This window comes from Paraburkholderia sp. A1RI-2L (genome assembly GCF_048957375.1).
Taxonomy (GTDB): Bacteria; Pseudomonadota; Gammaproteobacteria; order Burkholderiales; family Burkholderiaceae; genus Paraburkholderia.
This window is the reverse complement of sequence record NZ_JARBTA010000006.1, coordinates 15020-28430: the sequence shown is the minus strand read 5'-3', so window position 1 is coordinate 28430 and position 13411 is coordinate 15020. Positions and strand designations below refer to the sequence as shown.

Here is a 13411-nt window from a genome sequence, read left to right as displayed (position 1 = left end):
TCATCTTGTATTGAGGCGCGGGATATAATTACCATTTGCCGTCGCGCCATATAACAACGATGTCTAGGACTTTGACCCTCGACAAGTTCGGACCGCCGCCCGCGCCATGGTGGCTGCGTCCGTCCGCCAATCCAGTGCTGTTGACTTTCCAGGGCGGTGGTGCGAAGGGCGTGGTACACGTCGGCGCGCTCGCCGCGGTTGAAGAAGCGGCCCTGAGAATTCAGGGTGCCGCAGGCACGTCCGCTGGCGCGATGATGGCAGCGCTCGTCGCCGTCCGTTATACGAGCCGGGAGATTTTTGATCTAGACACCGGACTCAACATTCTCGATACGCTTGGGGCCGAGCGTGGCTTGACGCGACCTACGCAGTTCTTTGGCCGCCGTGGCTGGTTTGTGATTTCCTCGATCCGCAGACTGACCGAGACGTTCTCTGGATGGCGAGGCATGGCCGCTGTCGCGACGGGAGCTGCCGGGTTGATCTTCCTCATCTGGGAACGGCCGCATTGGGCGGCAGCGGTTGTTGCTGCCGTCGCGGCGGGTGGCTATTGTCTTGTCCGGTGGATGCTGCGCGGCATTGCCAGCGTCGCGAAAGTCAGAGCTTTTGTCGACCGTGCGTTGGCTGCCAAGCTCGGTACGGCACCGGGCAATGTGACGTTCCAAGATCTGGCCTCGCACGGTGCGTTGCCGCTCAAGATCGTGGCCACCAACGTAAGCGGCCGCTGTGTGGAGGTGTTCTCCGTCGAGCGGACCCCGGGTACGACAGTGGCCGATGCCGTTGCCGCGTCAATCTGTCTGCCGTTTGTCTTTGCTCCCTGGCGTTTCATACGCCGGCGTGGCACAGGCGTCGGCGCGCGGGAAGAGGAATGCGCCTTTGTGGACGGCGGCGTCATGTCAAATCTGCCCGTGTGGACGTTCGATGCCGAACGGCGGCAACAGGCCGATCTTGTCACTATTGCCTTTTCGATTGAAGCCGCGCGCGAGGATGCGTCGAAGAAGGGGCATTGGCTGGGTGGAATGCTAGAGAGTATCGTGGCAGGCTCTCTCGAAATTCACCTGCGCGCGGTTGAGCGCATGCTCTTCGTGCCAATCCCGACCGATCTCAAGTTGTTCCAGTTCGACGCCACCCGCGAAACCCTTCGCCTCGATGCCCTCGAGGCGCGTGAGGCTGTCGCCCTACGATTGTATGAAGGAATGACGACGACGCCGGATGTGCTGGAGTCTGCCTGCGAGGAACTGCTGGTGACGGTGCGGGACCTTTTCGCGACCAAATCGGGCGATTGGTTTCCAGATGGTGACGTGCCCGTGATCAAGGTCGCAGTTGCGGTGCGTCCTGCTGCCACCTATGGTGATCTGGCTGTCCTGTATCATGCGGGTTACGAAACTGAGAAGCCCGTTGCCGAACCCGGCTTGTTGATCCACGCCTGGGAGGCGCACGAAGCAAGTTTCACGTTGTTCACCGGGGGGGCGTGGCCCGGCGACCACTGGCTAATCTGTCTTCCCGCGTCGCTGCGCGAGGACGACGACCTGCTGCCAAAATTTGAGGGTCGGATCGAAAAGCCGCTCGTGATTATGATCGAGACTGATGCTCGGGTGGACGCCGAAAACGAGGAAGCATTCGAGGGGTTTGTTAGCCAGCTCAACGAGTTTGTGCTAGATTTTGTCCATGAATTCGGTCTTTATGACGCTGTCCAACGGAGTACATCGACACCATGGGAATGACACGTACGCTGATCCGCAAGTCGGAAACGAAGACGGTCGCCCGCAAGATTGCCGCCCCGTCGCGTGAAGCGGTGGAACTGCGGGACGCATTTCAGAAATCGCTTGATCGCGACGGGCGAGGCGAAGCGCTCAAATCACGCATGAATCGAGCGCTAAAGGGTTCGCACGAGGTATGGGAGCGATTTGAGGCGCGAAAAACGGCCAAATAAGCTGTTATCCGATTCTCGCAAGAGCCCGCAGAATGCGGGCTTTTTTGTTACCTGACGGCCAGGTGGCGCACGTCTGATGCACCGGAACCTCGCTTATGAAGGAGGCGAGGATGATGCCGTACCGTTTCGTTCGCAAGCGTTCCGAATGGAGGCCTTCGCGAAAGACGGTTTGCTTGAGCTAGCCGGAGATCTGCAATGGAGAAAGACAACAAGGTCCCATTTCCGTTCGCCCGCGAAGAAGCCGCTTTTATGACGGCGTTCGCTGCTGACGTAGCGACGCAGGTCGGGGTTCGACGAAGTGCCTACCTACCCACCGACAACGTGTACCGGTTCATGCATGGCCTCCAAATGAGCAGCCAGAACGAGACGTCTCCCTCCGACGTCACGGTGCTCCAGCGGACTAGCCATGAAGTCTGTATTGCGCGTGCGGACCTGTTGCAGGGTGACTGCTCACTGGTCTTTCGGCAGATGGGTAAGCTGGTCGATGGCTTCGAAACCTCGATGCGGGAAAAGCTCTATCAGACCGTGGCGGAGGCGGCTGTGAGCGTCGGGAATGTGATAAGCGCGCATAAGCGTCCAATCGCGGAGACGATCCTTGAACTCCTGGAGAAACTCGAGTTTGGTGTGGATCGGCAGGGGCGACCGACGATGCCGCAACTTCACGCAGCTCCAGATGTGTTGGCAGCACTCCGGAGCGACCCGCAGTTTAACGACCCGCAATTCAAGCAGAAGATCGAGGAGGTCGTAGAACGCAAAAAGAGCAACGCACAGGCGCGGGAGGCAGAGCGTGTCGCACGATTCAAATAAACTCGTTGGTCATGGGCGTCGAGTCTTGCTCTGCGTCGGGTGCGACAGATATGAAAATCTTGCTACGCTCCATGCTGCCGAAAGCGATGCCAGCGCTGCGTTCGCGATCTTCACCGACCCGGCGTTCGGAGCATATCCCGCGGCGGACGCACGGCTTCTGCTTTCGCCCAGCGTTGCAGACGTCCATATCGCCTTGACCGAACTGTTCCTCGATCGGGACCCAGCTGACACCTTTACTTTCGTGTTTGCAGGTCATGGGGGCGTGGTGCGGGGGACATACTATCTGGCGCTTCGCGAGTCGCGACTGGACATGATGTCGACGTCTGCGCTCCCGCTCTCGATGCTATTCCAGATCATCAATGAAATGCGGCCGGCTCAGTGTAACCTGATCATGGACTCGTGCCAGTCGGGAGGCCTCGTATCAGACCTTGGGGTGTTGCTGAAGCCAGAAGTCATAGGTGACGCACAAACGTCGGGTATCTCGATCTTCGCATCATCGGCAGCCAATCAGGATGCCGAAGAAAATGAGTCGGGTGGTTTGGGGTTGCGCGCACTGCTGGATGTGATAGCCGGGCGTGAGGTCATCGATACAAGAAGACCGTTCCTTGACCTCGTGGATGCGGGGCGCCGCGCATCGGAGAGCGTGGCGTCGGATGCGCTCCAGGTGCCGGTGGTGTGGGGGGCGAACCTGTACGGGCAGTCGCGGTTTGTCCGTAACCCCCATTTCGACGCGCGCAATGCGCCCGCCATACACGATGTGACGGGCATTATTCCCGGCGTCGGCGCTGGCCGCGCGATTGCTCAAGCGGCGGAGAGGCTATGGCGTCTGTATTACAGTGAGCCGTCCGACCTGACGCCCGTCAAAATTGCTGGAGCTCTCCGGACGGTAGTTGAATGTATCTCCGACGATCGTGATGCGATAGCGCAGTTTGTCCAGGGTGTGTGTTCGACACTGGTGGAGCGCGGTCGCACCTCGCAGAATTCATTCGCGGCAGTCGAGACGATCGCCACCTGTATCTCGGTACTCTTGTCGGCAGCGGGCGATGACTCGCCGGTGGATGACGCGATACGGATGCTTGCTGACGGGCTATGCGACGAACTCGAGATCGCGCTTGAGGCCGCACTGGACACGCAGGAGACCGACGTTGCGTCGCTTGCGACTGGCGGTCTGGCGGACTTCTTCTATCTTCCGTCGCGCCTAACGCGTATTCTCGGATGGAGTGGTGCATTGGTGCATATCCGTCGCGCGCGTCATCAGGACGACGCGCGCGCGGTGCGCGTTTTCGAGGCGCTGGGCCGACGGCTAATCGACGATTACGCGCCGGTTCTGTGTGGCATGAGCGACAGCGAAGCGCCGTATCTACTCACGTTTGCACATGCGGCACTCGAGCAAGGGCTCGAAGAGCTTCTTGAAATACCGCTAGGGATTCTTTTCAACAGGATTGTTCAGCATCAGGCCAGGTTGGCCGTGGCAACGTTGGGACAGGAAGATGCTCTCGCTTACCTGCGCGCGCGCAGCACCGGAGATTTCAGTGCGGCTGGAGCGCTCATCGCGCGGCCGCTTGAAAGCCTAGCGCTAGCTCTTCTGGTGGGGGCGCGATGCGGTCTGGCTGACGAGTTCGACTCTTGTCTGCGGCAGCTTGATCATGTAGCGCTGAATATATTCATTCCGGACAGCTATCGGGACTTCGGCAAGGACGTGATCCGTGAGGGCCGGAATCACGTTTTTCAGATAGGAACCAACGTGTGGCAAGCTTCGGACCTGGAACGGCACTGGGAGGGGGCGTGCCTTGCGCGGTTGCGAAGCGACGCGTCGCTGCGTTCAGGAACCGTTCGAATCGCTGCCATATGCTCAGCGCTAGTATTCCCCGATCGGAGCCCATGGTTTCTGCTTGCGCCGCAAGAAGTGGAAAGCAAGCGCGGAAGTTGACGGTCGCGGCCGGTGCATTTGTGCCGCGTTGGATAGGGGAAAAACCTCTCTATGGCGAGGCGACGAATGGAGGCCGATTCGGCCCAACCCGAAGAGCCGGAATTTCCCAGCTGAGACCGGAACGGAATTTGGGCTAGCCTCAAACCGGCGAGACCACTAACTGACGAATGGCGTACTCGGCGGGGTAAGGCCAATCTTGGCCGGCCATGCTGCTTGACGCTCTCTAGGATTCCGAGGCCACTTTGCAAGCTCGCCTTATGGTGCGGCGCCTCGAACGCGCGTCATACCTGACGTGACGGAGCGCCTTCCTATCTTGCAGAGTCCGTCTCCATTCGCAGTTCCTGCAGCGGGAACGGACGCGGCGAAGACGTGGTACCGTAGGTCAAGTAAGGTCGTCTTTACGGCGTCTTTGCATGAGCGCTCACGACCGCCGAAATATTTGCCAGAATTTGTGCAAAACCGCTGAATTCAACTGATTTGGGGTCGGCTGCGATGACCTTTTGCGCGAAAATATGCTTACCGTAATGCGTCGATGTATTCATGTTGTTATTCGGATCGAACGCTTTGCCGTCGATAATCGTTGACTTCGTCTTTACGTCGAAGAAATCCTCCATCATAGAATCTGCCTGTCCAGGTAGGAGTGGTGTAAGAGTCACATACATGTTGCCGGCCACGTGAACGAACGATTCTTCACCGGTCATCAATTTCTTGCAGATATCCTTGACCGCCTGAAAAATCTTTCCTTTACTCTTAGCTCCGCTATCGTTGTCTAGCACCAGTATCAGAGGTTGGGACGCTCCCGGCGCCTTGAACCTTGACGTAGACTCTGCATACTTTCGCATAAAGGTGGCAAGCTGCGCCGTACCTCCGTGGATTCCTAGGATGCGACCGGTGCTGGTCTCTGCGTAACGAAAAATTCTGATATTTCTTTGGATGGAACCGCTCGCATCTACTGATGCTAACAACGGATATGAGGTGGCTAAGGCATGGATGGCGTGCTTGAGGTACACGTTATCTGTCTTGCCTTCACATAGGATGACAGGCTTGTCTGAGGCATAGAATTCCCGATAAAACAGAAAATCCCTGAACATCGACTCCTTGCTTGAGATGCTGTCGGTTTTCAATTCCCGGTCACGAATCCGCTTGTTATGCAGGTCAATCTGATCCACGAAGCCGAGCATGCCGTGCAGTTGGCTCAGTTTGCCCGGGCTCTTTACGATGGACTTCGTGCCGGAGCCGTTGTCCACAGCTTGTGGAACGTGAAACTCCCCAGTTGTAAAAAGACGATGAACCATCGCTCGTACGGTGCGCCGGTACTCTGGCTTGACATTCACCTTTCTGTTGACTACGAGCCCGGTCACCTCCTGTCGGGAATCCCGATACTGCATTCGCGTCTTCGCCGGGTTTACAGAAAATCCCGAAAGCCTGATCGACTTTTCGAGTTCTGTACCGATCCGCCATGAGTTAGTATCACCGTCGCTCGCAGCAATCGCTTCGGGGAAGTCCTGTTTGTTTGTCGAGAACGTGATGTCATCAGCGTAGCGCGAATATGTGCAACCGTTTCGGTAGGCAAGCCCGACCAGATGAACGTCCAGCACGTGTCCAATCAGGTTGCTGACTACGGGTGAGCATGGACTCCCTTGGGGGAGCGCGTTATTGAAACAGGCAATTTGCGCGAGAATGGTCGCAATTTTCGGTTCAAGCTTGAAATCACGATCCTTAATGAAGAATCCCCGCACACGACCAAAATTGATAGATCCAAAGAAATCTTGGAGATCAATGTTAAAAACAAATCGTCGACGTCGATGTGGGGCAGCATTGTGGATAATCGACCGGTCGCGCCTGAAACCGTTGGAAAAGCTGTTCTTCCGTTTTTCGACCGTATCGATCTCCGCGATACAATTCTGAAGCAAGTCGGAGAGATTCCGTTGGAGCAACTTCAGTTCGGAGCATGGCGCATGTATTCCCCTCATTCCGCCGTTATTTTTGGGAATCTCGAAATGAGTGTACTTTTGTTGAGGAGGAAGCTTATACAACACGTAGGAGAGCGCCGACGCCTTAAAGTTTAGGAGCGACGCAACGTCGTGCAAAGTCATTGCCGACTTCAAATGTGCGAGCTGACTCATTGAATTCGTGTGCTGGCAGGAGACGGGCTTTCAGGCACTCTTATGCGAATGCTATCGCAATGTAAGGTAACTCATATATGGCGAGATATCGTCAGGAGCAACGTCCCGGCCGTTGGTTTCACGTGCCACGAATCATGGCAAAAGGTCTGCCCGAAAGCCCAAAACACTATAGCACACGTCCTTATGCTTTCGGGAATGACACGACGTTTCTAATAGCGGTTGGTGAGTCTGGACTTTAACCTCTTTTGCAAAATGACGTGCCTGGCTCGGCTCCTGAATTTCCTCACTCATCAATGAAACGGTCTCCCTGTTCTTGGCCTTAAGCATCAAACGGCACGGATTCTTCTTGGGAGGTCCGACGCCGGGGATCTCGGCAATGGCTTTCACCGACGACATGTCTTCCTTCTTCTACTCGCGCATGCTGCGGTCGATCTGCGCTACCTGCTCGTCCAGCTATGCCAGTCCGTTCCACTGCTCGCGAAACGTGTCAATGACCACCGCAGGCAGGCGCTAAGCGATCCGTTCCAGTACCAACTGGTATCTCCTTGTCCAGCTTGGCCCGGCCCATGGTCATCACCTCGCAGTATTCTGTCAGCAGTTCTCTCAGATTATTGATCTGCGTCGTTCGAAACTTGATCAGTTGCTGCCTCATACGACGATCGATGCCGTTGGCCCGTGAGGATCCACCTTCCTTTGCTCACTCGGTCACGGGGTGGGACGCGTGCATATTAATTCTCCGTTGGCCACCGTCAATCACACGTCCATCGAATAGGCCAAAGAAAAAAGTGTGTCGAAACTCGACGCGCTGTGCATCGTGGCGTTGTCTCGCGCTAGGTGATTACTATAGGGTGCACGGAGTTACCATGTTTATTAAGGAAAATGCAACTACCTGTCAGCAAAGAAAGCGCCTATCTTGCCGGACACCCGGCGCTAACTCAACGTTCCGAATCGATGTTGAACCAGGGTCTGAGGTGTCCGACGAGCCTGTCCTCTGCAAAAAAGCGTTCGGCAACTGCGTTGTCCGGGAACTCGTCACAATAGGAGAAGCCTACGGAGCTTTTTACGACGTCCAAGGGGTTAGCTTCGGCCGGAAAGACGTGCTCGATGCCAAATCGCAACTGGCATGATGTTGTTTTTGGCGTTACTTTCTTGTTCTTCAACGACACCTGATGTGCACGGCCCCCAGTACCTCGCATAAGGTGCTGACTGAATCGCGTCTTCAGATCCGTGGTCTTTCCGACGTACAAGCAAGGATATGGAGCGTCGCCCGGCCACCAGTCATGGTAGTACACGTCGACCTCGCCGCCGCCGGGTCCCTTCAGGACGATATGCCGATTAGCGCCCATCAGCTGGATGCGGCTCCCACCCACCAGAAGGCGTAGACACCCGGGCGCGACGGCAGAGCGATGGGCCCTCGGTCGCCGCTGGCAATCTTCCCCACAGCTCGAACCGAGTCTGCTGTCAGCATTGCGGAAGTCAGCGATTGCCATGCCGTTTGCACTTCCCCCGCCCGATTCTTGTCGCTCATGGTCGTTCTTCCCGGCCGTTGTGTAAGTGCGATTTTACATTTGGCCATGAGTTGACATCCTCCTCGCTCTCAAGGACCGATGCGCCGCGCACCTGACCGAATAGACAGGTGAGGGCGTGGCGCAGCGCGATTCGCATCCTGTGCTGTGTATCCCTCGTGTACCGGATGCGCACGCCGAAGATTCTGCGCTGAGAGAACGGCGCGTCCGCAGTGATCCTCTGCAAGCCAGAACGACCGCAACTGCTCGCGGACAAAGCGTTGATGACGAGGGGAGGGGCGCAGGTAATCGACCAGCTCTGGCGTGATCATCTGCTTGAACGGTGCTACGTTGCTGTGATAATGCGCTTGTTCGGGGCTGCGCGGTCATTTGGACGCTTGGGAGCGTTCAACTTTCGGTGGTTGGCCGTCCTCGACCAGTACCCAAGGAGGTGTGGCTATCTCTCGGCAATGTCGGGGCAGCTCCTCGTGAATGCAGCGGTAGTCTGCCTTCCGTCTGCTTGTGCGCGGGATGTCCAGCGAGTAGTCGATGAAGAGTTCCTCGCCGGCGGAGATGTCGCGCGTCGCCTCGATGTATATGCGGCCGGATTGCTCGACGGCTTCACAGTTCGCATCGCATCCATGGTTGAGCCAGCGGGTGCTGTTTCCGCCACGGCCGCCATCGATGACGCGCCCGTCGGAGAGGCCGAACAGAAAGGTATGTCCTTCCTCCTGCCGGTGGGCATAGTTGCGGGTCGCTTCCGTCCATGACGTTACGCGACCCCGGTATTCCAGAATGCGCTCGCCGGCGGCAAGTGCGCGGAGCGCAAAAACACCCTTGCCGTGTATCGGGGAGCGTCTGACGGAGATTCGTTTCATTTTTGCGGCGACCGTCGAGGAAGGTGCGTGGCTGTTTAAAGAATAGCCAGGGCGGGCGATTTTCAAAGAAGTTTGGGAAAAGCGTCGGGCAGGCTACGCGGAAGCCTGGGCGGCGTCTGGGTTGGTCGGAGTCCGGCCGGCCCGGCTCTCGACAGACCTGGACTCTTCGTTCGCTGCGATGGCCATGAGGCGATTGAGATGATCACTGGCCTTCGCAAGGATTTCCACACGGACTGTCGTAAGCATGTGGTCATACGCGTTGACCACAGCGATCACTCCGTCGCGCAGCGGGTCCGTTGGCGCCCCGTGTGCCAGCCTGCCTTTTCGAAGTCGAGCAAAAGCTGGGTTGCTGTTCGACCAGGTCACAGGTTTCGGATGCGAGCCCGCCACGACCTGTTCTCGCCACATATCCGCGGATGATGCAGAACTGCGCCAGATGACTGATCAGTCTGCGGTCGAGATGGCCAGTGCGAAGCCTCTCCAGGCAAAGGCGCGTGCGCAGGATCAGGCCCAATGCCCTGTCTCGTCGCATGGGAAGCAGCAACGCTTTCGAGCGCGCCGCCGGCTGGCGCGAGGGTTTTCTGTTGGGCGTGACAGGATCGACTGGATGCTTTGCGACGCGTGGTCGGGGTGGCTTCGCCTGTTTCAAGGGCGGCTGGCAACTTTCCAGATACCAGCGATGCGCGGAGCGCTCACTTTCGGCCAGTGAAGGCGTGGCTGATCTGGCGCGCGCGCTTGACCTCGTCGCTGTGCAGGTAGATCGACGTAGTCGACACCGAGGCATGCCGCAGGTTGTCGCGCACGGTGGTGAGCTCCGCGCCGCGGCCGAGGGCGTGCGTCGCGTGCGTGTGGCGCATCCAGTGCGGGCTCGCGCGACGCAGCTTCTCAGCGAGCGGGGCGTGATCGGCTTCGATCGCCTTCGCGGCGAGCACAAAGAACCGCCGCATCACCATCCACAGGCGCACGCTGCTGATGCTGGTGCAATTGACGGCCTCGCTGTCCGCGTTGGTACCCCTGTCGAGACTGCCGATCATGGGCGTTTGCGGATTCCAGCGCACGGGCAGTACCGGCAGGCCGCGTTCGGCGAGATACCGGGCGAGCGCGTTCCACGCGAGCGGCGGCAGCGCGACGCGCGCCAGCTTCTTGCCCTTGCCGGTGACACGCAGCCAGTGGTCGCCGCGCGGGTCCGTCTCCACGTGTCCCAGGGTTGCGCCGATGAGCTCGCTCGCGCGCAGGCCGGTCGCATAGCCGAAATCCAGCAGGAAGCGCAGCCGCTGCGCGGCCGGCGTCGACCAGCGCGGTGACCATTCCGACGACCACTCGAGCCCGTCGGCGATCGTGCGTACCAGCGCCCATTCGCCCTCGGTGAAGGCGTGCGAGACATCCAGCACCCGGGTGCCGGTCGCGTCGCGCACCTTGATGCCGGCAAAGGGATTGGCGAGCACGTAGCGCTGTTCGATGAGCCAGCGGAACAGGGCGCCGAGAATGGACAGCGCGTGCGCGACCGAGCGCGCCGAGAGGTTGCCGTTGAACGGCCGCCAGTCCGGCGAGGTGCGTGCCCGCACGGGGCCCACCCAGCGCCCGCGGGGCGAAGGGTGGCGCAGGAAGGTGCGGTACGCAATGGCGTCTTCGGTCGTGAGCGACGAGAGCGCGCGGCCGCGTTCGACGATGGCCCACAGGATCAGCCGCTCGGCTTCCTTGCGGTAGGTGCGCTGGGTGGCGGGCGACTCGTGCAGCGCAAGCCAGGTCTGCACGGCCTCGTAGTCGTTGGACGCGTCGAGCGTGCAGGTGGCGGCGGGCGCGCGGAAGGTCCCTTCGGTGCCGTCGACTTCGTTGGGCAGGCGGATCGCCTCCCACGGCACGATGTCGTTCTCCCGACTCGCGACGATGAGCGCCCGGGCCCTCTCCGTGAGCGCGGGCCAGGCGGCGAAGAACGCCTCGATGGCGCGGGCGCTGGCCACGCCGAGCCCCGGCACGGCCTTCCACCACTGGCGGCGGCGCGGGATGCGCACCGTGAGATCCGCGAGCGTCGTGATGCCGTGCGCGTGCAGCACCCGCACCGCGCGCGGTGCGAACCACTGCGAAATGGCGTCGGCGATCTGCGGCTCGGGCGGTCGCGCGGTGCGCAGATTGTCGATGGCCTGCGCGACAGCCTTCGCGTGTCGCTCGCGTTCGTTCACGGGATGGTCGAACAGCGTCGCCAGATCGTCGCGATGCGCGGCGCGCGCAAGAGCGATCAGCCTGCGACGGATCCGCCCGAGCACGCCACGCGCCGACTTGCCCTCGCCGAGCGCCGAGGGCAGATAGCGCTCGACGGCGGGGCGCACGGCGAGGCCTGCGTACCAGGCGCGCAGCATCGCGAGCTCGTCGGCATCGGGAAAGCCGGCGGGGTCGAGGGAAGGGTTGGTGGCGGGTCGCGGCAGGCGATTTTTCATAGCCCGGAGTTTAATGCATGAATACGCCCATTGTGATAAGAAAACTTATCTCTATGGCGCTGATTGCCTGCAAATTTGAGTGAGGAACGGGAGCCTGCCCGGTGTCCCGGTGGCCAGCCATGACCGGTTGAGGCGACTCTGTTTCATGCATGGTGCGTCATGGGCGCTGCCGTGTCCCCTGCGGTGGCGGCACGCCAGACTGCGAGCGTTCTTGGCTTTCGCGACTTGCCCGATGGCGGCGAAATCGTCTATCGCACGGACGAGCCTCGCTTCGTCGCTGCGCTGCACGAATGGTTCGATGCCCAATTGTCCGATCACGGCCAAGATGCGATGGCAGGGCACGATCCCGGCATGATGCATCATCATCCGATGGACACCTCGCCAGCGGAGTAGGTCACACACGACCAAGAATGCCAGTGGCCGATCTCTCTGACTCCTCCTTCACCCCGCCGACGTGGGCGGACGCGCTGCGCGAATCGGCGCGGCTGCGCCGGTACGATGCGCACACGTACGTATTCAATCGCGGACAGCGGGTTGAGTCGGTCTATCAGGTTCAGACGGGGCAGGTGTTCCTGCGACGTGACGAAGCGCACGGCGGATATCTCACGCTGCAGACGGCAGGCCCCGGGGATTTCGTGGCCGAGACGAGCCTCTTCACCGCCCGCTACCACTGCGACGCGTTTTGCGGGAGAGAGAGCGAACTGCTGGCCCTTTCTGCGAGGACGTTGCTCGCGTGTCTGGAGCACGATCCATTGTTCGCGGTTGATTGGATTCGGCTACTGTCACGGCAGCTCGTGCGCAGTCGTGCACGCGAGGAACGGCTGACGCTACGCTCCCCGCGTGATCGCGTCCTGCATTGCCTGCGCTCGAACACGACTATCACGGACGGTTCACGCCACCTGGAACGCTCATGCAATGGGCGGGCACGCTCGGCATCGCGCATGAAACCCTATATCGCGCTGGCTCAATTGGAAAATGAGGGCTTGATAGTGCGCGACGGGATTCTAATCCTTCTGACGGAGATGTCGTCCGAACATGCATTGAGCAAGGTCCCCGCACTCACACTGGGTTTCTGGATAATAAAAATTGCAGCGACGACACTCGGAGAGACTGGCGGTGACTGGGACACGATGTCGTTAAACCTAGGATACCTCATCGGCACGATGATCTTCTTCGTTGGTACTGCCCTGGGAGACTGGGTTGCCGATGCAGACAGGGGGGGCGGCCTTGGACTGGGTTTCGAAACAGGCGCGGCGATTTTCGGGGCGGGGCTCGTGGTCGTCGGTCTGCTGTGGCTGTGGCCGCGCGTGTCTCGTACGGCGCTCTTTTGGGCCGCGTTCGTGCTGACGCGTCCCCTCGGGGCCACACTTGGCGATTTACTCGACAAGCCGGTTGCCCAGGGCCGTTTGCGGGTCAGCCGCTTCTATGCCTCGGGAATTCTCTTCGCTTTTATCGTCGCCTGCATCACGCTGATCCCGCAACGGGCTGCGCGCCGGTTGCCGTCGGCTTGAGTGTGGAGATCAAAAAAGGAGGCCCCGATCGTAAGGTCGGGGCCATCGAAAGGTGATGCTGGCGAGTAGTCCGGAATGAACAGGACTGCCGCGCAGTAAATCACCTGCGTGAAGTGGGCATGGCTGCTCGATTCGAGTTGTTCACGACAACCAGCGCATATTGTCACTTTATGCCGGGATCCTTAAGACTGCCTTATTGTGCTGGACGACGGGTGGGCTTTGTTTGGCTGACTGAGAGGCTTTTCATTCCGAAACCTGATCGGGATCGCGTACTCCGATCATGCATTGTCAC

General features: G+C 59.5%; 9 protein-coding genes and 3 pseudogenes. 7 read left to right on the top strand and 5 right to left on the bottom strand.

Going from position 1 to position 13411, the window contains the following annotated elements; translation table 11 throughout:
- The first annotated feature begins 71 nt into the window (after positions 1 to 71).
- The 4 genes from PWP93_RS35065 to PWP93_RS35050 all read left to right on the top strand — a co-directional run bounded on the left by PWP93_RS35065 (position 72) and on the right by PWP93_RS35050 (position 4664).
- Positions 72 to 1718 (top strand): patatin-like phospholipase family protein, encoded by a 1647-nt coding sequence (locus PWP93_RS35065; protein WP_421048113.1) that lies wholly within the window; start codon positions 72 to 74, stop codon positions 1716 to 1718.
- Positions 1715 to 1927 (top strand): hypothetical protein, encoded by a 213-nt coding sequence (locus tag PWP93_RS35060; RefSeq protein ID WP_421048112.1) that lies wholly within the window; start codon positions 1715 to 1717, stop codon positions 1925 to 1927. The genes PWP93_RS35065 and PWP93_RS35060 overlap by 4 nt, the downstream gene beginning before the upstream one ends.
- Positions 1928 to 2122: 195 nt before the next feature.
- Positions 2123 to 2734 (top strand): hypothetical protein, encoded by a 612-nt coding sequence (locus tag PWP93_RS35055; protein ID WP_421048111.1) that lies wholly within the window; start codon positions 2123 to 2125, stop codon positions 2732 to 2734.
- Positions 2715 to 4664 carry a caspase family protein gene (locus PWP93_RS35050; protein ID WP_421048110.1) on the top strand — a complete coding sequence of 650 codons (1950 nt, stop codon included), beginning with the start codon at positions 2715 to 2717 and terminating at the stop codon, positions 4662 to 4664. The genes PWP93_RS35055 and PWP93_RS35050 overlap by 20 nt, the downstream gene beginning before the upstream one ends.
- Before the next feature lie 398 nt (positions 4665 to 5062).
- Here the strand turns inward: PWP93_RS35050 and PWP93_RS35045 are convergent, their stop codons facing one another.
- The 5 genes and pseudogenes from PWP93_RS35045 to PWP93_RS35025 form a co-directional block, all read right to left on the bottom strand.
- Entirely contained in the window at positions 5063 to 6790 is a 1728-nt protein-coding gene (locus tag PWP93_RS35045; RefSeq protein ID WP_421048109.1) for a retron Ec67 family RNA-directed DNA polymerase/endonuclease, read from the bottom strand.
- Between the two features lie 411 nt (positions 6791 to 7201).
- Positions 7202 to 7445: pseudogene (locus PWP93_RS35040) on the bottom strand (IS110 family transposase); the annotation flags it as partial.
- A gap of 280 nt (positions 7446 to 7725) precedes the next feature.
- On the bottom strand, positions 7726 to 7950 hold the full coding sequence (locus PWP93_RS35035) for a hypothetical protein (protein WP_421048108.1): 225 nt from the start codon (positions 7948 to 7950) through the stop codon (positions 7726 to 7728).
- Between the two features lie 731 nt (positions 7951 to 8681).
- The gene (locus tag PWP93_RS35030; protein ID WP_421048107.1) at positions 8682 to 9173 is read right to left on the bottom strand and encodes an SET domain-containing protein; all 492 of its coding nucleotides are present in this window, start codon (positions 9171 to 9173) and stop codon (positions 8682 to 8684) included.
- A 692-nt stretch (positions 9174 to 9865) separates the two neighbouring features.
- Complete coding sequence (locus tag PWP93_RS35025; RefSeq protein ID WP_421048106.1) at positions 9866 to 11608, bottom strand: phage integrase family protein; 1743 nt, start codon at positions 11606 to 11608, stop codon at positions 9866 to 9868.
- 186 nt (positions 11609 to 11794) lie between these two features.
- On the opposite strand from PWP93_RS35025, the pseudogene PWP93_RS35020 reads away from it, so the two are divergent.
- From PWP93_RS35020 to PWP93_RS35010, 3 genes and pseudogenes are all read left to right on the top strand, one after another.
- Positions 11795 to 12001, top strand: a pseudogene (locus PWP93_RS35020) (aspartate carbamoyltransferase); the annotation flags it as partial.
- Positions 12002 to 12018: 17 nt separating this feature from the next.
- Positions 12019 to 12342, top strand: a pseudogene (locus tag PWP93_RS35015) (Crp/Fnr family transcriptional regulator); the annotation flags it as partial.
- Positions 12343 to 12630: 288 nt separating this feature from the next.
- Positions 12631 to 13119, top strand: coding sequence for a hypothetical protein (locus PWP93_RS35010; RefSeq protein ID WP_421048287.1), 489 nt, complete (start codon positions 12631 to 12633; stop codon positions 13117 to 13119).
- Positions 13120 to 13411: the final 292 nt, after the last annotated feature.